At 68.0% G+C, this 21,304-nt stretch carries 24 protein-coding genes; 9 read left to right on the top strand and 15 right to left on the bottom strand.

All coding sequences use genetic code 11. From position 1 onward, the window contains the following. Positions 1-35: 35 nt before the first annotated feature. The 4 genes from EXE58_RS18780 (at position 36) to EXE58_RS18765 (ending at position 4,013) form a co-directional block, all read left to right on the top strand. A complete protein-coding gene (locus tag EXE58_RS18780) occupies positions 36-635 on the top strand; it encodes a copper resistance CopC family protein (protein WP_135269254.1) in 600 nt (199 codons plus the stop codon). Positions 636-724: 89 nt separating this feature from the next. Beyond that, entirely contained in the window at positions 725-2,707 is a 1,983-nt protein-coding gene (locus EXE58_RS18775) for a bifunctional copper resistance protein CopD/cytochrome c oxidase assembly protein (protein WP_167289009.1), read from the top strand. After that, on the top strand, positions 2,704-3,048 hold the full coding sequence (locus EXE58_RS18770; protein WP_135269252.1) for a BlaI/MecI/CopY family transcriptional regulator: 345 nt from the start codon (positions 2,704-2,706) through the stop codon (positions 3,046-3,048). Before EXE58_RS18775 ends, EXE58_RS18770 begins: the two co-directional genes overlap by 4 nt. Positions 3,049-3,053: 5 nt before the next feature. Beyond that, complete coding sequence (locus tag EXE58_RS18765; protein WP_135269251.1) at positions 3,054-4,013, top strand: M56 family metallopeptidase; 960 nt, start codon at positions 3,054-3,056, stop codon at positions 4,011-4,013. 171 nt (positions 4,014-4,184) lie between these two features. Here EXE58_RS18765 and EXE58_RS18760 read toward each other — a convergent pair whose 3' ends face one another. The 12 genes from EXE58_RS18760 to EXE58_RS18705 form a co-directional block, all read right to left on the bottom strand. Then, positions 4,185-4,802: a TlpA family protein disulfide reductase gene (locus EXE58_RS18760; protein WP_135269250.1), complete on the bottom strand. Its 618-nt coding sequence runs from the start codon at positions 4,800-4,802 to the stop codon at positions 4,185-4,187. Next, a complete protein-coding gene (locus EXE58_RS18755) occupies positions 4,799-5,581 on the bottom strand; it encodes a cytochrome c biogenesis CcdA family protein (protein ID WP_135269249.1) in 783 nt (260 codons plus the stop codon). The genes EXE58_RS18760 and EXE58_RS18755 overlap by 4 nt, the downstream gene beginning before the upstream one ends. Positions 5,582-5,597: 16 nt before the next feature. Continuing rightward, on the bottom strand, positions 5,598-6,185 hold the full coding sequence (locus tag EXE58_RS18750) for a vitamin K epoxide reductase family protein (RefSeq protein ID WP_135269248.1): 588 nt from the start codon (positions 6,183-6,185) through the stop codon (positions 5,598-5,600). Then, positions 6,182-6,820 (bottom strand): DsbA family protein, encoded by a 639-nt coding sequence (locus tag EXE58_RS18745; protein WP_135269247.1) that lies wholly within the window; start codon positions 6,818-6,820, stop codon positions 6,182-6,184. The genes EXE58_RS18750 and EXE58_RS18745 overlap by 4 nt, the downstream gene beginning before the upstream one ends. 130 nt (positions 6,821-6,950) lie before the next feature. After that, positions 6,951-7,427 (bottom strand): DUF3093 domain-containing protein, encoded by a 477-nt coding sequence (locus EXE58_RS18740; protein WP_135269246.1) that lies wholly within the window; start codon positions 7,425-7,427, stop codon positions 6,951-6,953. 118 nt (positions 7,428-7,545) lie between these two features. Continuing rightward, entirely contained in the window at positions 7,546-9,384 is a 1,839-nt protein-coding gene (locus EXE58_RS18735) for a multicopper oxidase domain-containing protein (RefSeq protein WP_167289007.1), read from the bottom strand. Between the two features lie 257 nt (positions 9,385-9,641). After that, entirely contained in the window at positions 9,642-10,289 is a 648-nt protein-coding gene (locus EXE58_RS18730) for a vitamin K epoxide reductase family protein (RefSeq protein ID WP_244242318.1), read from the bottom strand. 26 nt (positions 10,290-10,315) lie between these two features. Beyond that, entirely contained in the window at positions 10,316-11,077 is a 762-nt protein-coding gene (locus EXE58_RS18725; RefSeq protein ID WP_135269244.1) for a DsbA family protein, read from the bottom strand. A gap of 353 nt (positions 11,078-11,430) precedes the next feature. Continuing rightward, positions 11,431-12,666, bottom strand: coding sequence for a tyrosine-type recombinase/integrase (locus EXE58_RS18720; protein ID WP_135269243.1), 1,236 nt, complete (start codon positions 12,664-12,666; stop codon positions 11,431-11,433). Positions 12,667-13,068: 402 nt separating this feature from the next. Then, the gene (locus EXE58_RS18715) at positions 13,069-13,698 is read right to left on the bottom strand and encodes an NAD(P)H-dependent oxidoreductase (RefSeq protein WP_167289006.1); all 630 of its coding nucleotides are present in this window, start codon (positions 13,696-13,698) and stop codon (positions 13,069-13,071) included. 52 nt (positions 13,699-13,750) lie between these two features. Next, entirely contained in the window at positions 13,751-14,125 is a 375-nt protein-coding gene (locus EXE58_RS18710) for a DUF4267 domain-containing protein (RefSeq protein ID WP_135269242.1), read from the bottom strand. Next, positions 14,122-15,039, bottom strand: coding sequence for an NADP-dependent oxidoreductase (locus EXE58_RS18705; protein WP_135269241.1), 918 nt, complete (start codon positions 15,037-15,039; stop codon positions 14,122-14,124). Before EXE58_RS18705 ends, EXE58_RS18710 begins: the two co-directional genes overlap by 4 nt. A 121-nt stretch (positions 15,040-15,160) precedes the next feature. Here EXE58_RS18705 and EXE58_RS18700 point away from each other — a divergent pair, with 121 nt between their 5' ends. Then, positions 15,161-15,619, top strand: coding sequence for a winged helix-turn-helix transcriptional regulator (locus tag EXE58_RS18700; protein ID WP_135269240.1), 459 nt, complete (start codon positions 15,161-15,163; stop codon positions 15,617-15,619). A gap of 101 nt (positions 15,620-15,720) precedes the next feature. Beyond that, positions 15,721-17,199: a sensor domain-containing diguanylate cyclase gene (locus EXE58_RS18695; RefSeq protein ID WP_167289004.1), complete on the top strand. Its 1,479-nt coding sequence runs from the start codon at positions 15,721-15,723 to the stop codon at positions 17,197-17,199. Here the strand turns inward: EXE58_RS18695 and ald are convergent, their stop codons facing one another. Then, positions 17,200-18,315, bottom strand: coding sequence for an alanine dehydrogenase (gene ald / locus EXE58_RS18690; RefSeq protein WP_135269238.1), 1,116 nt, complete (start codon positions 18,313-18,315; stop codon positions 17,200-17,202). Positions 18,316-18,370: 55 nt separating this feature from the next. Between ald and EXE58_RS18685 the strand changes: the two genes are divergently transcribed. The 3 genes from EXE58_RS18685 (at position 18,371) to EXE58_RS18675 (ending at position 20,151) form a co-directional block, all read left to right on the top strand. Then, a complete protein-coding gene (locus tag EXE58_RS18685; RefSeq protein ID WP_135269237.1) occupies positions 18,371-18,760 on the top strand; it encodes an ANTAR domain-containing protein in 390 nt (129 codons plus the stop codon). Between the two features lie 108 nt (positions 18,761-18,868). After that, entirely contained in the window at positions 18,869-19,780 is a 912-nt protein-coding gene (locus EXE58_RS18680; protein WP_135269236.1) for a universal stress protein, read from the top strand. A 35-nt stretch (positions 19,781-19,815) separates the two neighbouring features. Continuing rightward, complete coding sequence (locus tag EXE58_RS18675; RefSeq protein WP_135269235.1) at positions 19,816-20,151, top strand: YnfA family protein; 336 nt, start codon at positions 19,816-19,818, stop codon at positions 20,149-20,151. Here the strand turns inward: EXE58_RS18675 and EXE58_RS18670 are convergent. Then, complete coding sequence (locus EXE58_RS18670) at positions 20,126-20,626, bottom strand: YpsA SLOG family protein (RefSeq protein WP_135269234.1); 501 nt, start codon at positions 20,624-20,626, stop codon at positions 20,126-20,128. The two genes, EXE58_RS18675 and EXE58_RS18670, sit on opposite strands and share 26 nt — an antisense overlap. Positions 20,627-20,705: 79 nt before the next feature. Beyond that, positions 20,706-21,293 (bottom strand): hypothetical protein, encoded by a 588-nt coding sequence (locus EXE58_RS18665; protein WP_135269233.1) that lies wholly within the window; start codon positions 21,291-21,293, stop codon positions 20,706-20,708. Between the last annotated feature and the right edge of the window lie 11 nt (positions 21,294-21,304).

The raw sequence follows: 21,304 nt of genomic DNA, 5'->3' as shown, positions 1-21,304 counted from the left end.
ACCGTTCTGGTGCTGTACCTCATCTCGAGGGCACGATGGTGAGCCACGTGCGCGTGCGGTGGGTGCCCGCGCTCCTCGCCGCGATGGTCGGGGTCGTGACAGCTTGCCTGCTCGCCGGTCCGGCGGCGGCGCACACCGACCTGATCTCGGTGGATCCCGCCGATGGGGCTGGGCTCGAGAAGGTCCCCAGTGAGTTGACCTTGGAGTTCTCCGAGGAGATGGATCCCGGGCTGAGTACGGTGACCGTGCAAGTTGACGGCGGTGCACCCACGACCCTTGAGGTGACAGCCGGACGGTCCGCCAGCATCTTGGTCGCGACGGTGCCCTCCTCCTTGGCGGCACAGCCCGGCACGGTGTCGCGCTGGCGGTCCGCGTTCCGAGTGGTCTCCAAGGACGGCCATCCCGTCGCGGGGGAATCGTCATTCACCGTACGTACCGCCGATGCGCCGAGGGAGGAGCGCACCAGCGCCGCGCCGACACCTGCGGGAGAGGAAGCCCATACCTCACCCCCTTCCGGCGGGGACGACAGCGACATCCCGTGGGGCCTGGTAGCCGCTGCCGTTGCCGTGCTGTCCTTGCTCCTCCTCACAGTCCTCGCGGCAGTGCGGCTCTTGAAGCGAGACCCCGACGCATGAGTGCCTCGATCGGCAACCATGCGCGAGCTGCAGCTGTGGCACTGGCTACACCCGCGTGGGCAGTGGCCGTTGCTCTCACCGCGGCTGGCTTGGTAGGCGCTCTGGCACCGCTCGGCATCGTCGGTCTGCCCGACCCCGGCGCCGCGACCCGGGTGGGACTGCCACTCGTCCAGACCCTTCGCGACGTCGCCGCTCTGACGACCGTCGGCGCCCTGGTTCTGGCCACGACGTGCGTCCCCGCCGCGCGCGAGGCAGAGCTGAACAAGCTCAGTGGCGCACAGCGGAGGCTGGTTGCGCTGGCCCAGTTCGCGGCGTCAGCCTGGGCGCTCACCAGCGGATTGTTGATCGTGCTGGTCTACTCGGATGTTTCAGGCACGGCCCTGCACGCTCCAGGCTTCACCGAGCAGGCAGTCTTCTTCTTCGTGCGCTTTGAACTCGGCCGGTACGCCCTCTGGGGAGCCGGTTTCGCCGCACTCGTGGCGCTTGGCTGTGCCATGTCCTCGCGCATGGGCGGCGTCGGAGTCACGACCGTGATCGCAGTGGTAGGACTATGGCCGATCGCCCTCACCGGCCACGCTGCGGGCATTCTCAATCACGACGAGGCCGTCAACCTCCAGATGTTCCACCTGCTCGGCATCGCCGTCTGGATGGGTGGGCTTGTGTCGCTGGTCGTGGTGCGCCGACAGTTGGGAGGGGGACTGGGGCCGACGGTTCGCCGCTACTCCACGCTTGCGGGATGGTGCGTCGTCCTGGTGACGATGTCCGGCTTGTTCGCCGCGTGGCTGCGGCTTCCCTCCATCGCTTCCGTGGCGTCTCCGTACGGCCTGCTGCTGGGGATGAAACTCACCGCCGTCAGCGCTTTGGCCGGGGCCGGATGGTGGCAGCGCCGTCGCACCATGGCAAGGCTGGAGGCGGGCGACTCGGGGGCGTTCTGGTGGCTGGTGTCCGTGGAACTGGCCGTGCTCTCAGGCACCGCTGGCCTCGGCGTCGCACTGAGTCGTACTGCGCCACCCGCCCCGGACGGCGGCGCCCGGCCACTCACCGCGTCGGAGTCGTTGCTGGGGCGCTCGCTCCCGGAACCGTTGGACGCCGCTGGATGGTTCACGTCCTGGGACTTGGACACGCTGTTCCTGCCCCTCGGGGTCGCTGGCATCGCCTGGTACCTCTGGTCGGTGCGCCGCCTGCGTCGACGCGGCGCGGCGTGGGCGTGGTGGCGCACGACCTCGTGGGTGGTGGGATGCCTTCTCTTCCTGTGGGCAACCAACGGGGCGCCTGGCGCCTACGGGCGGGTCCTCTTCAGCATGCACATGGTCCAGCACATGACGATCGCCACCAGCGTGCCCGTGTTCTTGGTGCTCGGCACCCCGGTGACCCTGGCTCTGCGGACGCTCCGCCGTCGCGACGACGGATCTCAGGGGCCGCGCGAATGGCTGCTTGGGGTCGTGCACGCGCTGCCGGTCCAGCTGTTGGGCCACCCCATCGTGGCGGCGGTGATGTTCGTGGTCAGCATGGTGGTCTTCTACTCCTCCTCCTCGCTGTTCGAGGCATCGCTGGAGTCCCACACCGCCCACGTGTTGATGACGCTCCACTTTCTGTTGGCGGGCTATCTCTTCGCTGAGTCCGTGGTGGGCTCCGATCCCGGACTTCGTCGGCCGCCCTATCCGCTGCGCGTCCTCCTCGTCATGGTCACGTTCGGGTTCCATGCGCTCTTCGCCGTGAGCCTGATGGCCACCAGCACCGTGCTGGCGCGCCAGTGGTTCGAGGCTCTAAGTCGGCCTTGGGGCAGGAGTCTCGCCGACGACCAGTACCTCGGAGCTTCACTGGGGTGGGCACTGGGGGAGTACCCGCTGGCCGTCATGGCAGCGGCCCTCCTCGTGTCGTGGGTCCGCGCGGATGGACGAGAGCGCCGACGGTTCGATCGACGGGAGGCTCGAGGACAGGACCGCGAGCTGACGGCGTACAACAACTATTTGGGCGCCCTCGCTCGCGCGGAAGAGACCCGCGGGGCGACTCCGCCTACGATGGGCCGTCGTAGTGAAGACATCCACCAGGAGCAGGGGGACCGCCCGTGAGACAGCTGGGCCAGCTCGAGGCCACGGTGATGCAGCGTCTATGGGGACTTGGCAAGCCCGCGTCGGTGCGTGAGGTGCTCGAGGACATCAGTCAGGAACGGCCGTTGGCCTACACCACGGTCATGACCGTCCTGGACAACTTGCACTCTAAGGGACTGGTCCGGCGGGAGAAGCACGGCAAGGCCTACGTCTACGTGCCCGCCTCCACGCGTGAGGAATACACCGCGGAGATGCTGCAGGAAGTGCTGGCCGAGAGCGACGACCGCACCGCGGCGCTGATGCACCTGGTGGGCCGGATGGAACCAGGGGAGGCGGCCGCCCTCACCGAGCGAGTGGAGTAGCTCACGTGATCGCGGCGCTCCTGTTGCTCGCCTACGCCACGACCGTCGGTGTCGTGGGTGTCCGGCTCCTCCGCAGACCCTGGTCGACGCGTGCTCCCCGCGCAGCGATTCTGGGGTGGCAGGTTGTGTCCACGTCCGTGGTGTTGGCAATCCTGCTGGCCGCGGTCGCCCTTGCGTTGCCATTCCTGCCGATGCGGTTCTCTCTGGCCTACCTGCTCGGCGCACACACCATCACCGTCGTCGAGCACTACGAGACCCCGCTCGGAATCTTGCCGGGCGTCGCCAGCCTCGGTATCGCCGCGTTGTGCGCCGCCATGCTCGCGGCCACGACCGCGTGCACCTACTGGCGCACGGCGCGCGTCCGCCGATCACAGCGTGATGCACTTCTTCTCGTGGGGAGCCCGCATCCGGATGGCTTCACCGTCATCGACCACGCCGTACCCGTCGCCTACTGCCTGCCCGGAGGATCGGGCACCGTGGTGCTCTCCACCGCCGCTCTCGAGATCCTCACCGACCGTGAACGCGAACTGGTGCTCGGTCACGAGCATCGACACTTGCGGGCTAGACACCACCTCGCGCTCGCCTACGCCGACGCACTCACGCGGACCTTCCCGTGGGTTCCACTATTTACCGCGGCCCACGAACAGGTGACAGTCCTCCTGGAGATGACCGCTGACGATGCGGCCTCCGGCGTCGAAGACCGCAGGGTCCTGGCTAAGGCATTGGTGGCCTTGAGCACTGGAGTGCGTCCCGAGGCCGCCTTGGCCGCCAGCGACACTGCTGCCCTGCAGCGCGTGCGGCGCCTGACCGCTACGCCCTCGCCGCCTCGGCGAGGGGCGGGACTCCTGGTGGGCGTAGCTTCGGTCGTGGCGCTTTCGGTCCCAGTGGGACTGGCGTTGGCGCCGGCGATCGAAGCAGCAACGAGGGACTGCTGCTCCCTGACTGCGCCCCCCGCGCGGGCTTGAAGCTGGCCACCCCTCGGCCAGGCGGCTCTCGGCCGGTCAGCTCCGACAGCCCTTGAGCCCGTCGGTCCTGTTGTTGCAATGACTGGGCTGGCGCGACCGTGGGCGGCCAGCGCCATTCCCGCGATGCGGCGGCCCTAGATGGCCCCGAGCGCGAGGGGAGCCCTCGGAACCTCAGTCTCGCGCACCGGCCGCTGGCCTTGTGGTCTGGTCGAGCACGTCGGTGATGAGGCCTCGTAGGGTGGTGGCATCGACCTGTCCCACGACGCGCGCGGCGACCCTGCCTTCGCTGTCGAGCACGACCGTCGTGGGAATGGCGGCGGCTGTGAGTGCTCCGTTGAAGGCGAGGATCGTGCGGGCACTGTCGTCTGGATGCACGCTCTGGTAGGGGACCTCGAAGGCCCGCTCGAACGCGCGCGCCGCGTCGGGGCTGTCGCGGACGTTGAGACCGAGGAAGCGGACTCGGCCTTCGAAATCGCGGGCAACGCGCACGAGGTCCGGCGCCTCGTCTCTGCACGGAACGCACCACGAGCCCCACAAGTTGACCACGGTGGGCCGACCGAGCAGATCCTCACTGTTCAACTCGGTGCCGTCGAGCAGCGAGGCGATGAAAGCGGTGATCGATCGCCGGTCACCTGGTTCGTACTGCTGGACCACATCGGTGGCGTTGGGTGACCCGCCGGCCGAGCCGGATTCGGGCGCATCAGGCCGCACGAAGAGCATCCACGCAGCGACGAGCGCCGCCACCAGGAGCACGCCGACGACCGCGCCCCGCGGGATCCGAGCGTTCACAGTGGGGCCTGCCAACCGACCACGAGTGTCTGTACGGCGGCGACGATCTGCGACCAGACGCCCGATACTTGGAGTACGCCGACGACGACGAGCAACGCGCCTCCTCCGCGGGTGATCCAGAGGGATCGGCGGCGTACCCACGCGAACACGCGGGTCGCCCGGGTCAGGGAGATGGCAGCCAGCAGGAAGGGCAGCCCGAGGCCGAGGGCGTAGGCGAGTGAGAGGGCCGCGCCCCGCCCGGCAGTGGCCGAGGTGGTGGCAAGGGTGAGCACGGCGGCCAGAGCCGGCCCGATGCACGGTGTCCAGCCGACAGCGAACACAGCACCCAACACGGGCGCCCCGACCAGCCCGAGTCGGGGGGTCATCCTGGGACGCACAGTGCGACCGAGCAGCGGGAGTCGGTCCGCTCCGCCCGCGAACAGCAGCCCCAGCACGATCGTGAACCCGCCAGCCACGCGCCAGATCGTCTCCTGGTGGGCCAGCATCAGCGATCCGAGCGAGCCGAAGGCCACCCCGTAGCTGGTGAACACCGCAGAGAATCCCAGCACGAACAGGGCAGCTCCCAGCACGGTGCGGGACCGGCGGACAGGAGTGCCTCGGCCCGGCTCATGTGCAACCGCAGATTCAGCTCCTGCCATTCCAGCGACGTAGGAGAGGTAGCCCGGGACGAGGGGGAGCGAGCAGGGGGTGAAGAAGGACAGGAGGCCTGCGGCGATCGCGATAGGAAGGGCGACGAGCATGGAGCCGTCGAGGATCGCCTCCTGGACTCCGCTGATCATGGCCGGTTCTCGGCTCTCACAGCAGTGTGGACCAGTAGGCCCAGAACTGGATCGTGATGAGCACGAGGACGAGCAGGTACGCCGCCAGCAGCAGCGGTGCGTGCCATGCGCGCACCGCGGCCGTCACTCGAGATGATGCGGCCGCCTCCCCGAAAGCTCCACTTTTTAGGTTGTGGAGGGTGACGTACCAGAACAGCGGAATCACCACCGCCCACACAACCATGCAGTAGGGGCACAGGGCTCCGATCCGGTAGAGGCTCTGGAATGCGAGCCACATCACGAGTGCCAGCGCGGCGGACACGCCGGCCTGCAGCCCGAGCCAGTACCAGCGGGCGAGCCTGCCGCCGGCAAGCAGTGCGGCACCGGTCGCCACGACGATCGGGAAGGCTGCCACCCCGATGAGCGGGTTCGGGAAGCCGAGAAGGGAGGCCTGGGCGGACTCCATGACCGAGCCGCAGCTGATGATGGGGTTGATGCTGCAACTGGGGACGTAGTCGCTGTCCTGGGCCAGATTGATCCGTTCGATGAGCAACACCGCGGAGGCGACGAGACCCGCCAAGCCACCGACAACCAGGCCCGCGGAAAGCCTCCGGTCCGGGGTCACTGGGCGAGCGCCTCATCGAGGACAGTGGAAAAGTCGTCCACGCTTTGGGGCTGGAACAGCTCGCCGTCGACGTAGAAGGTCGGCGTTCCCTGCACGCCGAGCGTGGTCCCGTCCTCGATGTCGCGAGCCACCCGGTCCGCGACCTCGGCGGAGGCGTAGTCGGCGTCGTACTGATCCATGTCGAGGCCCAGCTCCTCAGCGAAGCTCCTGAAGAGGTCGTCGTGCGGCTCTCTAGCCTCGCCCCAAGTCTCTTGCGTCTCGTACATCTTGCTGTACATCTCCTCGAGCTTGCCCTGACGGGCAGCAGACTCGACCGCGCGCGCGGCCCGCTCGGAGTTGAAGTGGCCCGGGAGCGGGAAGTAGCGGATCACGAACGTGACCTCGCCCGCGTACTTCTCGCGCAGGTCCTCGACGATCGGGTAGGCCGCCCCACACGCCTCGCACTCGAAGTCCAGGAACTCCACGAACGTGACACCGCTCGTTCCCTCCTCACCGAGAATGCGACTGTCAGCTCGGACGATTGCGTTCTCCTCGGTGGGCGACTCCACGGCCGAAGGACCGACCTCGTCCTCGCCGGACTGGTTGACGACGAACAGAATTGCCAGCGCCGCCACTACGATCGCGCCGGCCACCATGGCCAGCAGTGTTTGCTTCCGCACGGGTCCACCCTTCGAAGAATCTACTATGCGAGATAGTAGCAAGTGGAGGGGCGGCGACTGTCCGCAGCCGGTCTCCGTGAGTGCGCTGTCCCTGGGAAGCCGTCCCCTAGGCCGAACCGCCGGCGGGCCGCCGGGCGCTGTTCAGTGACGCAGCGAGCGCCTCGCCGTTGCGCGAAGCCACCAACCAGTACGGCGTCGGATCGGTGGGGTCATCGATGTCGATACGCACGGCATGCGGGAGATATGGTCGCAGCAGGAGAAATGCGCGAGCGTCAGCCTGCGGCCCGCAAACGGCACGAGACTCAACTCGGTCGAGAGCCCGCGCGGACGCCACGAATCGGACCTCGATTCGTGCCCGCCCGGCTCGAAGCCACCCGTCCGCCACGACGATCCGCGCGCCGCCGTAGGCGCGAAGCATGAGTATGAGAAGCACGGTCAAGGCGGCGGCAATGCCCCACGCGAGCTTCTCGGGCACCGCGACGATCATGGCGAGCCAGAAGCTGGCCACCAGCAAGCCGCCTAGGAGCCACCAGCGCACCGGTACGTGAAGGCGTTCGCGAAACGCCGCTTTTGGATCGCTCAAAGTCCAGCCCTCACCAAGCGCGGCGCACAGGGTCGCCGCTGCTCCTATGAAGGATAGTAGATGGGAGCAGGCCGGATGCGCACCGCCGCAACCGGCATCGACGATCTCGTGGTGTTTGCTACGGGGATCGCGTAGGCAGGACCTTGAACTGAGCCATCATTCCGTGATCTTCGTGATTGAGCATGTGGCAATGGACCATGAACAGCCCCGGGTAGTCGGTGAAGCGGGCGAACACGTCGACGGTCTCGCCCGGGTCGAGCCGCCACGTGTCCTCGTACCCCTTCTCCCAGGGCGGCGGCTTGTCACCGTTGCGGCTCAGGGTTTGCCAGCGCTCCTCGTGCAGGTGCACGTAGTGGGTCATGTCGCTGACGTTCCGTAGGCGCCAGCGTTCGACAGAGTTCATCCGGACCTTGTGGTCAACCCGCCCGGGGTCAAACATCTTGCCGTTGATCGACCAGAAGGAGCCGCGGCCGGTTTCACTCAGGCCGAAAGTCCAGGTCTTCGCGACCTTCCTTGGTGCCTTGATGTTCTCGATCTTCGTGAGCCGGGCGGGAATCCGAGCCGTCTGGTCGGTGCTACCCCGAACCCGGAACTGCATCAGAGTCGCCGACCGGCTGCCTGTGCCGGTCGTATCGTCGCTGCGCGGAATCGTCCGCAGGAGGACGTTCTCGCCCCGCTGCCGTCTGAAGTCGACGATGACGTCGGCGCGCTGAGCCGGCCCGAGCAGGAGATCCTGACGTACTACTGACTTGGGCAGCAGCCCGTTGCCCGTCCCGACCTGCACGAAAGGGCTGCCGTTGGAAAGAGCAAAGTCGTAGGCGGAGAACAGTGACGCATTGAGCAGACGTAGCCGGTACAGGCCAGGCTTGACCCGTAGGTACGGTGCGTACTGGCCGTTGACGAGGATGCGGCTGCCCACGGTGGCGTCGTTTGGTGGCGCCTTGGGGCCGTTCATCCAGTGATGCATCCCCCTGCCGGGGCTGGGGAACGGGTTCGTGAGCTGATTCTTACGCGTGAAACTACGGTCGGAGAAGTGAAGCGGGACGTCGAACTTGCCGGTGGGGAGCCTCAAGCGGCGCTCCCTCGGGTCCGTCACCAAGAACATGCCTTGGAGACCCCGCCAGTTGTTGCGCGCGGTGACGTCCATCTTGTGGTCGTGGTAGAAGGCGAAGTAGGCGGGCACGGGCGCGCCGAAGTCGGTCAGAGGGTAGGTGTAAGTGCGCCTCCCGCCTTTGCCGATCAAGTATCGCGTAGGTTGGCCGTCGTCGCGGGAGCTCTGATGTCCGCCATGGTTGTGCACCGACATCGACCCGGCCTTTCGAGGCAGCTGGTGTACGAAGGTGACTTTCGTTGCACGGCCCGTGGGCCGCTTGATGGTCGGGCCGGGGAAACTGCCGGCGTAGGTCCACATGCGTGTTCTTGGCCCGCTGGCCATGACCCGTACCTTGCCCATACGCATCGGGATGGTGACGTTGTTGCCGGTCAGCACCTTGGGGATGCGGAGTGGCTGGTCGAACGGTGGTGAGGTTGGAATCTCGCCGGTGGCGTCTCCTTCGATGGTGAGGGTGCCACGCATGGAGGGATGGAAGCCGCAGAAGAACGCGTACTTGCCGCCTGCCAGGCGGGCGATCACCAGCGTGCGCGTGGTTCGGGCGGGCACGACCACATGGAACAGCGGGTCGCCGTCAGTCCCCACGGCATCGGAGGTCACCGTGTGGGCCATGGAATCGTTGTTGACGACTGTCACCTCGCCGCCCTGGGCGACGGCTACGTTCGGCGTCGCGTATCCGGTAGCGGCACCACCCAGCTCGATCAAGATGGTGGCGAGTTGGGGTGCTGGGTCTGCGGCTGCAGTTAAGGCACCGCCGGGGCCTGCGCTCGAGGGCGCCAAGGCCAAAGCAAGCGCCACCAGCACGGCGAAGAACAGAGACCCCCTGCCGAAGTCACTGATGCCCATTTGAAGATTGTGCGAGACAGGCGTCGCCGCGACTATCCCTTGCGGGCCGCGGGAGTAGTGGTCTGGACCGCCCGCGGCGCTGTGGCGGACCATGGTGAAGGGCGGCGTCGACGTCTACCTCGTGGCGAGGTGCATGCCCAGACCGTACGCGTCCGGGACGGCATCGTGCACCCTCGAGGCCCGACGGACCTCGGACGGGGGCGTCGCTCTTGAGGCGGCTGCGGGCATCTTCCGCCCGCTGCGCTGACCGGCGCTGGTCAGGCGACTAGCGCGTCGCCGTACTTCACCACGATCAGCAGGGCGAGACTGAGGAGCCACACGACGACAAGGAACAAGTCGAGGTTGGCGCGGACAGCAGCCGCCGCTCTCGCCTGGATGCCGTGCGGCAGGAAGAGGTTGTTGTCGCGGATGTTGACATGGGTCATCTCGAAGAACACCAAGGTGGTGGCGACGGTCACCAGCAGGCACCAGGGGCACAGGGCACCGATGACGAACATCGCCTGGTAGAAGAGCCAGTAGGCGAAGACGAGGCCGATCAGGTACACGATCTGGGCCGCGAACATGAACCAGCGCGGGAACCGTACGCCGCCGAGGCTGGCGACGGCGATGGTGAGCACGACCGGCTCGGCGATGAGGCCCAGGAACGCGTTGGGGAACCCGAGCAGCGAAGACTGCCATGCCGAGCCGACGGTGCCGCAGCTGATGACTGCGTTGATGTTGCAGCCGAGGTCGGCGGCGGGGTTTTCGGCGAGCACGATCGCGTCGACCGAGAGCACGAAGGAGGCCCACAGGCTCGCGATCGAGGCCAGCAGCATCGTGGTCCAGATGGCAGTGTTGCTGTGGCGGATCCGCTGGAACCACCCGGGGCCGACCGCGTCGACGTCGCCTTCTCCTGGTCCGCTCACGGAGTGTTCGGTGCCGGTGGGCACGCTCACTCGGCGGCGGCCTCGACGGCGGCGGCCAGGACACCGGGCTCGGCCCAGTTGCCCTCGAAGGTCTCGCCGTCGATCTTCACGGTCGGGGTGGAGTTCACGCCGGCCTCGGCGGCGGCCTGGTTGCTCTGCGCCACCCAGCCTCGGTAGGTACCGTCGGTGAAGGAGTCGGCGACGTCGGCAGGTACTCCGACCGAGGTGGCGATCGAGGCGATCTCCTCGTCGCTGAGGCCTTCGGTGCCCTCGGCAGGCTGGTTGGCGTACAGCGCGTTGTGGAGGTCCCACACCGCCTCGGGTGCGTCGTTGGCCACTGTCGCGAGCGCGTTGCCGGCGCGGGTGGAGTACTGGGTGCCGTTGGACTGCGCGTCGAGGAAGTTCATCATCCGTAGGTTGACCTTGACCGTACCGGCCTCGATGAGGCTGGTGAGGTCATCTGCGTTGCTGGCTTCGAACGCCCCACACGCGGGGCACATGTAGTCGTAGTACAGGTCGACTGTGACGGGCGCCTCTTCCTCACCCACGGGGATGACGCCGTCGACGACGTTGGCCGGCACGACGACCCTCCCGTCAGCCTTCGTGTCCCGGCCCCCGTTGCCGCCGCCGGAGGCGTTGACGACTGCGAGGACGATCGCGATGAGGAGTCCGAGGATGACTACGCCGCCGCCGATGGCGAACATGCGCTGATTGCGCTTCTGGCGTGCGGCCTGCGCGGCACGCTCGGCGCGCATCGACTCGGTCCGTGCCCTTGCTTGATCCTTCATCGGGAAATCGCTCCAGGGTTCTCGTGCGGGTCCCACGTCGGGGGCGGCTTGCCCCACGAAACCAGTGCCGCAGTGTCAACCACAGGGCCATTGGTCCCAGGCATCGAGGCATTCGTCCCCGTGCCCCAGGCAAGCGAACCGGCCACGAAGACTCCAGTCGACCCACGTCCAACCACCGGCTCCGATGGCGGAGGCGGTCACGCCTGTTCAGGCACTCCTTCGTCGGTGACGACTCCACCTGCAGCGTCGCGTGCTCCACATGGTGCTGCCCTCGCATGACCTTCTGGGCCGATTCGAGAACCGCCTGCGCGTCGGCTGCGGCCTCGACGTCTTCAAGGGGACCGGGTTCAATTCTAGTCTGATCTCGCGGCCCAGCCTCGAGCCTCGGCCCGCTTGCGGACCAATTCGGCCAGGCGATCCGAAGCGGCCTGCTGGTAGCGCATGGCTGCTTGGTTGGTGGAGTGACCACCGAGCGCCATGAGCTCTGCGAGCGTGGCACCGTGTCGAGCTGCTTCCGTAAGCGCCCCGTGGCGTAGGTCATGGAAGCGAAGGTCCTCTCGGGCGGCGAGGCGGCGTGCTTCGTACCAACCCCATCCGGTCGTCGGGAGCTTGCCGCGGCGCTTCTTGGAGACCTTGCCGTAGAAGGCGCTGGGGGAGAGGTGCTCGCTGTCGCGGCCAGGGAACAACAGACCCTTCGGTCCCGGGGCGGCGTGGAGGCCGATGTGCTCTCGGACGGCGTCGACGATGTCGGGCGGGATCGGCACGTCACGGATACCGGCCTCGCTCTTAGGTGCCTTGGCTACAACCCCGGCGGAACGCGAGCGGACAACGCCACGGCGTACGTGGATGACCGCGTTCGTCAGGTCAATGTCGGAGCGGCGGAGCTCGCAGAGCTCGCCAAATCGGAGGGCGCAGCCGTCGGCAAGCAGGACCAGCAAGCGGTGGCGTTCGGGGAGCGCGGCCACGATCGTGGCGATCTCCTCCGCCGTCGCGGGGCGGACCCGGCGCTTGGAGCCAGATGAGCCGCCGCCGGAGATCCCGCAGGGGTTGAACGGGATGAGGGGACGACCGTTGTGCTTCGTCGGGTCGGCAGCGGTGCGCATGATGGCCCGCAGCAGTGAGTAGGCGTGGGCTTGGGTCGTCGGTCTGTCGGGCGCAGTCGTGTCGTACCAGTCGGCCACCCTCTCGGGGCTGATGGCCTTGAGTTCAACGTGAGCGAACGTGGGGAGGATGATCCGATCGAGCAGGTCTTGGTAGTGGTCTCGCGTACGGTCCGCGAGGGGTTGTCCCTTGACCTTGCGGGCGGCCAGCCACCGTGGGGCGTACTCGCCGAAGGTCAGAGCCTTCTCTCGTCGCCGAGCCTGGCGTTCGGCCGGGGGAGTCCAGGTTCCACTCGAGATGAGGCGCCGTTCGTCGATCAGCCACGCTTCGGCGTCGGTTCGAGTGTCGAAGGTGTACGGCGCCTTGTGACGGAGACGCTTCCCGTCCTTCGTGACGAGTCCGTCCGGGTCGGAGTACCTTGCCTGAAAGCGCCCGCTGCCCAGTTTGAGGATCTGGCCGAACTGCCGACGATCACGCTGTTGCGCCACTGGGCGCACCCCATTTCGTAGTCCCTACGTAGTCCAAGCGTAGTCCTAGATGGGTGTTTTGTGTCTCCCTGTGTCGCCTTGTGGCGACCGTGGACCTTGTCAAAGCTGCAGGTCAGGAGCCGTTTCAAGCGATCTGGCACCTGAATCGTGGTGTCTCAGAAATCAGTTTCGAACCCAGTATCGCCCACCGAGTAGAAAACCGCCTCTGACCTGCGAAAACAGCAGGTCAGAGGCGGTTCTGATTAGGCCTCCGTGTCCAATGGAGGGGTGCGGAGCCTGGCGGATTCGGCGGTCCTCGTCGCGGCCTCGGCGCTGCTGCTGTAGACCGGCATCGTGCGCGGGTGGCGGGCCGTTGGGCACACGCGGCGGACTGGATCGATGCCGTGGATGAGCAGCCCCGTCTCAGCCGCTCGCCCTGCTCTCGGCGTGAGTTCGTCCCCCCGCTGCGAGGGCGCGTGCCTGAGCGAGCCAGACGGCGCGTTGCTCGACTGTGGAGCCACTCACGGGCGTGGCGAGCAGCCGGTCCACAGAGGCGTCGCCGAGGTAGGCGCCGACACAGCGTTCCCAGATCGCGGCCAGTGGGTCCCCGAAGACGTCGGCCTCGCGCTCTGGCGAGGTATCGCCGGTGTTCAGCACGACGAGTCGTCTGAGTCGTAGGAGACAGGTGGGCAGGCCGTCGGCGCTGTCGAGCTGGTAGGCGACGCCGGGGACCAGCACTCTGTCGATCCACCCCGCCATGATCGCCGGCGGCTTCCCCCACCAGTTCGGGTGTGCCACGACGACGGTGTCCGCTTCGGCCAGCTCGCGTCGGTGTCGAGCCGTCAACGGATCCGCGCCGCTGGTGAAGGCGTCGCCGGGCTCGGTGGTGATCGCCTCACTCGGGTCGAGCACCGGATCGAACTCCTCTCCGTAGAGGTCGTGCAGCCGAACGTCGTGACCGGCGTCGACCAGCGTCGATGCGGCCGCTTCGCCCAGCGCGTGGACGAAGCTGCCTGCGCGTGGGTGGGCGACCACCACCATGGAGAGTGTCATCGAGTCTGCATCCCTTCCAAGGGTGTCCTGTGCCATCGCGCGGGCGGGAGGGTCAAGCCAGGAGCAGCACGAGACCCACGGCCAGCATGACAGCGGCGGTGGCGGCGTGGACGCCGTACGCGACGTGTTTCGGGCCACCGCTGCGCAGCACGATCGCGGCGTCGCCCGCGGGGATCAGGGCGAAGGTGAGTAGGTACCAACCGAGCACCGCGGGACTCGCCGTCACCATCGCAACGAAGATGAAGATGCCTGGAACGATCTCGCGCACGCCCTTCGGTTGCATCCACCGCAGGAAGTCGGGATGGTCGACAGGTGCGGGGATCCCGAACGCTGCGGCGGCGCGAGGGGCGATGAAGGCGTTCGTCCCCAGCCAGATGAGTGCGGCACCTAGCAGACCTGCGGCGACCGTGGCGATGGTGGTGATCACGGGACCACCACGATCCGGCCGCGCACGTTGCCCTTGGCCAAGAGCTGGTAGGCACTGACGATCTCGGTGAGGGGGAGGGTGGCGTGGATCCGGGCGGGCAGGTGTCCGGCGGCGACGCGTTCGAGGAGGCTGGACAACAGCGTCACGTCCGGGTGACTGACAACCACGTCGACCGTGATGCCTCGCTCCTCGGGAAGTCGCAGTGCGGGCTGGACGCCCACGAATCGGCCCCCGTCTCTGACCAGCCGCAGCGCCTCGGCCTGCATGGCTGCGGCGTCGACCACGACGTCCCAGCCCTGGGTGGTCTCGTCGACGAACTCGACGCCGAGGCCTCGTACGAACTCCTCGTCTCCTGCGCGCGCCAGGCCGGTGACCTCCCAGCCGTGCTCCTTGGCCAGTATGGCGAAATGCGCACCCACGGCGCCGGCCGCGCCGGTCACCAGCAGCCGTCGCCCCGCTGCGGGCGCAGCCCCGATGAGCTTCACCAGCTGGCCGGCAGTGGTCACGGCGAGCGGCACGCCGGCCGCCACGTTCAGGAACATGCCGTCGGGCAGGGGAGCGACGTGCGCAGCGTCGACCACGACGTGGTCGGCATGCGAGCCGTAGTCGCGGTCGAAGCCGTCGACGAATTTGGCGATCAGGGTGCCGACGGTCAACGTGACACCATCACCGACGGCTTCCACGGTGCCAGCGAAGTCCCAGCCCAGACCGGTGTGCACGGGCTGGTGGACCACGCCGAGCTGGTGGAACCGGCCGCTCGCGACGCCGAGGTCGACCGGGTTGATGGCGGCCGCGGCGACCTCGATCCGGACCTGGCCCGCGCCGGGCTGAGGGATGGGCACGTTGATGATCTCGATCGATTCGGATCCGGAAGGGTCGCGAACCACGGCGCGTCTCGAGGTCTGGTCGTTCACGTCATGTGCTCCTTGCTGCGTCTTGTGTCGAAGGTCGTCTCTGCAACATCCTTGAGGGCATCACTTCCCGTCGGGAAGTACGCACCTTGAAGTGCGTTAGTCACTGGATCGGGGAGATGGAATGCCCACCATGACCGCGGCCCAACGGCGGGCAGCAGCAAAGCAGCAGTACGACTCGTTCCTGGCGGTCTGTCCCAGTCGCCAGCTGCTGGCGCGGATCTCGGACAAGTGGGTCGCCCTGATACTCGCGGCTCTCGGCGGTGACGGTCCGGGAGCCGACCGCCAGACCAGCCCCCAGCGGCTGCGCTACTCCGAGCTTTCCCGGCGTATCTCGGGCGTGAGTCCGAAGATGCTCACCCAGACGCTGCGCTCACTCGAGCGCGACGGTCTTGTGACCCGCTCTGTCACCGCAACCGTCCCGGTCACCGTGACGTACGAGCTCACCGACCTGGGCCTCTCCTTGCAAGAGGTGATGCGGGGGATCAAGGCCTGGGCCGAGGACAACATGGCCGACGTCCTCCTCCATCGCAGCGTGTCCGCTGACGAATCGCCCACGACCCCTCCGGTGACAGGTTCATGACAGTGGGCTGATCGGCACATCGAACGGGACGGCCGCGAGATCACTAGGAGAAATCCTCAATCCCGACCATGCGCGGCCGATTGTTCGCGCATGGTGATCCTGTGACTTCCGTGCCTGTCCTGCAAGGCCTCGCGCGGATGGTGTCTGGCGAGCCGCACGACGCTCTCCAGCGGCTGCTCGCGCTCGCGTGCGAGCAGCTCGCGATGGACTTCGCCTTCGTCAGCGTGCTCGACGGAGCGGGCAACCGCACGGTGCGACAGTCGTCGTACGCCGACGGCACGGCGGGGCCCGTCGGCCTCCTGGAACCGCTCGAGGCCACGTGGTGCGGCCTGGTGGTGACGGACGGGCCGATGCTGGTGGGGGACGCCCGCCTCGAAGATGCGCTGCAGGCGCGTGCCAAGGGCGCCAACCGCTCGATCGTGTCCTACGCGGCAGTGCCGCTCATCAAGGACGACGGCAAGGTGTTCGGCACCCTGTGCACGCTGAGCCGCGAGCCGCACGACTCGCTCAACCCCCGCGACCTGGACGTGCTCACGGGTCTCGCCGAAGTTGTCGGGCCGTTGGTGAGCGCGCTCGACGCACCCCCGGCGCCTCGTCCGACCACCACCGGACTGGCTGACATAGCCGCGGCCCTCGAGGGAGCCGAGGACCTCGAGCGACTGAGTCGGCCCATGCTGGACGCCCTGGGCGACCTGACGGGCTTCGTCACGACGTTCCTCACCAGGATCCACACCGACGAGGCCATGCAGGAGGTCCGCTACGTCCGCAACGTCCGGAAGGACTGGGCGATGCCGGAGGGGTTCCTCATTCCCTGGAAGGACACCCTGTGCAAGCGAGCCATCGAGGAGGACCGCCCTGTCGTGAGCGACGTCCCGGCCGTGTGGGGCGACAACGAGGGCGCCCGCTACATCGGCATCAACGCCTATGCCTCGGTCCCCGTCACGACGTCGGACGGCGAGATCTGGGGCACCCTGTGCGCGGCCAGTCCCGTCGTGTCGGAAGACGCCGGGGAGCACCTCCCCACGATGCGTCTCTTCGCGCGGCTCATCGGAGCGCAGGTGGAGCGGGAGGCAGCGCTGAAGCGGGCCCGTGAGGAGGCAGACACCGACGCACTCACGCGGTGTGCGTCCCGCAGGGTCGTGGAGCCGTGGATCGCCGCCCAGCTGGAAGAGCTCATGCCCGACGAGGTGCTGGTCGTGGCCTTCGCCGACCTCGACGGCTTCAAGTCCGTCAACGACACCCTCGGGCACGCGGCCGGGGACGAGGTCCTCGTCCAGGTGGGGCACCGGCTGCGCTCCACGGCGCGCCCGGGTGACCTCGTGGCCCGACTGGGTGGCGACGAGTTCGTCGTCGCCGCGCGCGTACCCCGGGACTACGCAGCGCCTATGGCTGAGCGCGTGCGCACAGCGGTGACCTTCTCGTTGATCTGGCAGGGGACCACTGTCGACGTGCGCGCCTCCGTCGGCGTCGCCCTGTCGGACGAGCACGACCTCAGCTCCTTGATCTCGGCTGCGGACGCGGCGATGTACGACGTCAAGGCCGGGCGGTCCCGGAGAGCCGAGACAGCCTCGACTCGCTGATCAGGCGAGCACGCTGTCGAGCTCGACCGACTCGATGTCCAAGGCCTCTCCGACCGGGGCGTTCGTGAGGCGGCCCGCATGGGTGTTGAGACCGAGCGCCAGGCTGCGGTCCTCACGCATCGCGCGCTCCCAACCCTTGTCCGCCACTGCGACCACGTAGGGCAGCGTCGCGTTGGTGAGGGCGTAGGTCGACGTGTTGGGCACGGCCCCGGGCATGTTGGCGACGCAGTAGAAGACCGAGTCGTGCACTGTGTAGGTGGGGTCGTCGTGGGTGGTGGCGCGCGAGTCTTCGAAGCATCCGCCCTGGTCGATCGCGATGTCGACGAGGACCGACCCCGGCTTCATCCGGGACACCAGGTCGTTGCTCACCAGCTTGGGCGCGGCGCCACCGGGGATCAGCACGGCGCCGATGACCATGTCGGCCTCCAGGACCTGCTGCTCGATGGCCATCCTGGACGACGCGAGCCCGTGGACGCGATTGTTGTAGCGCCAGAACGACAGGCGCAGCTTGTCGAGGTCGGTGTCGAGAAGGGTCACGTCCGCGCCCATGCCGAGGGCGATGTTCGCGGCGTTCTGGCCGGACACGCCCGCACCGATGATGACGACCTTTGCGTTGGCGACCCCGCCGACGCCGCCCATGAGCACTCCCCGCCCACCCTGGGCCTTCATGAGGGAGTAGGCCCCCACCTGGGGCGCCAGGCAGCCGGCGACCTCGGACATCGGGTAGAGCAGGGGCAGGGACCCTGACGGCAGCTGCACCGTCTCGTAGGCGATGGCGGTGACCCTGCGGGTCATGAGCTCCGCGGTGAGCGCCTTGTCCGCGGCCAGGTGGAGGTAGGTGAAGAGGGTCAGGCCCTCCCGCATCCGGGCGTACTCCTCGGCCACCGGCTCCTTGACCTTCAGGACCATGTCGGCGGCGCCCCACACGTCGTCCGCGGTGTCGAGGACGGTGGCCCCCGCCGCGACGTAGCTGTCGTCGGGGATCAGCGACCCCTCCCCGGCGCCCCTCTCCACGAGCACCTGGTGCCCGTGCGCCACGAGCTCGTGGACTCCCAGGGGGGTCAACGCCACCCGGTACTCGCGGTTCTTGACTTCCCGGGGTACGCCGACCTTCATGTAGTGATCCTCCCGCCTGTGGCACGGACGTGCGCCGAATCGTCATAATTCCTCCATGAGCGACCAGCGACAAGGAGACAGCCAGGATCTCCAGAGCCAGATAGATGCCCTGACGGCGCAGATCGGGTGCGACCGCGCTGCCATCGAGACCCTGCAGTCGGACGCGGCCGACACCTTGGGTCGGATCGAGGACATCGAGGCAGCCGCAGCACTGGACCGGCAGATGATCGCCGAGCTCCAGGACGCCGGTGTGGTGAGTCGCGAGCACGCCGCCCAGATGGAGCGGGCTCTGCAGTCTTCCCGCACCATCGGCACCGCGGTCGGCATCCTCATGGCCGAGCGCGAGATCCGCCAGGACGAGGCCTTCACGGTGCTGAAGGCAGCCAGTCGTAACTCCAACCGCAAGCTGCGCGAGGTCGCCCAGGAGCTGGTCGAGTCGCGCTGAGTCTGGAGGCGACGGGACCTCTGGCTCTGTTGCAGAACGCCTGCCGAGATGGATCGTTGATCCGCGGCCCCACGGCTGCGGGCAGCACGACCCATCGAGGAGGACTCCATGCAGACCACAGAACTGACACGGCGCGGAGCCGTCGTCGTCGGCGTCACGGGCTCGGGACGAGAGGCCGGGATCCTGCGCTTCGCTGCAGAGACGGCGAGGCGTCACCATGCCCCGGTCGTCCTGGTGCACGCCTACGGGGTCGGCCACCCAGCACCACCGCCCGGCTACCTGATCGACTACGAGGAAGCGGCCAACGTCGCCCACGACATCATCAGTGACGTGGAGGACGAGTTCCTCGACCTCAGCGGCGGGTCGGTCGAGTGCAGCTCCAAGGCTGTCCTCGGCCCGCCCTCCCGCGTGCTCGTCGATCTGAGCCAGGACGCCCGGCTGGTCGTCGTGCAGCACCGGGCCACCCCGCTTCTTGACCGTCTTTTCGTCGGGTCCACGGTCCATGGCACCGCAGCGCACAGCACCTGCCCGGTGGTCTCCGTGCCGACGGACTGGCAGCCCCGCTCGGCCCCGCATCACGTCGTCGTCGGCGTGCACGACGACGGCTCGCCGGCCGAGGCGGTCGCAGCCGGCCTCGACTGGGCTGCTGCCACGGATGCGACGCTGCAGGTGGTCAACGCGTGGCGTCTGGATCCTGCCTACGAGGACATCCTCCGAGCACCCATGGCCGATGAGTGGCACGACGAGCAGGTCCGCGCCCTCGAGGGGAGGATCAGCAGCCTCCGGACAGCCCACCCTTCCGTCCCGGTCCGGGTCGAGGTCAACCACGAGTGGCCGGCCCAGATGCTCGTGGAGGCGTCCGAGGTCGCGTCCCTGGTGGTGGTGGGACGGCACGCCGGCCGCTGGCGCGTGTCACCGCATCTGGGTTCCGTCGTCCGGACGGTGCTCCGTCACGCCGAGGCTCCCGTCATGGTGGTACCCCTGGCTCGAGCGGCCGGAGAGGCCGCAACGAGCAGGTAGCCCTTGGCCGGCGCTCGCTCTGGCACGATGCCGCCGTGGACCCGCTGAAGTCGATCACCCTGTTCGTGGCGGCCGCCGTCGCCGAGATCGGCGGCGCCTGGCTGGTCTGGCAGGGCGTGCGCGAGCACCGCGGCTGGATCTGGATCGGTGCGGGCGTCATCGCCCTGGGCGTCTACGGCTTCGTGGCGACCCTGCAACCGGATGCCCACTTCGGCCGCATCCTCGCTGCCTACGGTGGTGTGTTCGTCGTCGGGTCCCTCGCCTGGGGCATGGCCTTCGACGGCTTCCGGCCCGATCGCTACGACGTCGCAGGAGCACTGATCTGCTTGGTCGGCGTGGCCGTGATCATGTACTCGCCGCGCCCGGCCTGAGCACGCCGGCGAGGAGCTTGCGCGTGAGCTCGTAGGCGCCGGGTTGCTCGCTCTCACGCGGGCCCGCGACGTTCAACGTCAGACCGGGGCCCATTCCGTCGAGCCAGCCGATGACCTCGTCGAGGTCGTTCCCGTCGGTCATGAGCACGGGTCTCTCCAGCTTCGCCGCGGTACGACGAGTCAGGTCGCTCCCCGGCGACGGGGTGTCCTGGCCCTGCACCACGAGGGTGGCATCGCTGTCACGCACGTTGAGTCTCGTGCGGACGTCCGGGTCACGGGTGTCCGTCTCGGCCAGTCCTGGATACAGGGCGAGCAGCCCCGGCGGATCGGGAAGGTCCTCCGCCCAGCCTCCGGCGGGGCACCAGCCGCCGTACGGCACGCCAGCGGCGATGGCCGCGTCCAGGGCTGCCCGGTCTGCTCCGGTCTGTCCGCCCGAGACGACGCGGGCGATGAGGTGGTGGCTCTGGTGGCCCAAGGTCGGTTCCTCCTGGGCACAAGCCTAGGGAGGCAGGTCCCCCAAGGAACCTGCCTCCCGGATCCGGTGTGCGACCGTGTCAGGCGGTCACCCCGACGTCGGCCCGCTTCGAGTGGCGCAGGCCGAGGAGGGCGAGGAGCGCCAGGATCGCAGCGCCGATGAAGGCGACGACCGCGGCGATGCCGGCGATGGTGCCCATCGTGGCGAAGGCGTAGCCGTAGAGGAGCAGGCCGCGCAGGGTGCTGCCAGTCTGAGCGGTGGCGCGCTGCGCGTTCACCGTGTTGCACTCCTCGCTGGGCTCCTCGGTGGACCCGCGCTCGGGGCACACCTCGCGCTGCTTGTCACCCAGCGTGGCGTAGGTCTCGCCGCCGGTCGACGCGTTGGTGTGGGCCAGGATGTAGTGGTCGGCGTAGGCCTTCGCCTCCGCGCCGGTGTCCATCTTGCTGCCGGCGAACTCCTCCAGCGCGTCCCTGTCGGCGTCGGAGAGTGCCTCGTCGCCTGCGATGGCCTCCTGGACGGGCATCACGATCTGCTGGTCCGACAGCTGCTTGTCGACCTCGCCCCCGATGAACACAGAGGCCCAGGTCAGCAGCCCTCCTGCGATCAGCAGGACCACAGCAAGAGCCAGACCGGTCCAGGAGACGAGCTTGTCGACGAACGCGCGCATGATGTGCCTTC

This window comes from Nocardioides seonyuensis, assembly GCF_004683965.1.
Taxonomy (GTDB): Bacteria; Actinomycetota; Actinomycetes; order Propionibacteriales; family Nocardioidaceae; genus Nocardioides; species Nocardioides seonyuensis.
This window is presented reverse-complemented; position numbering and strand designations above follow the sequence as displayed.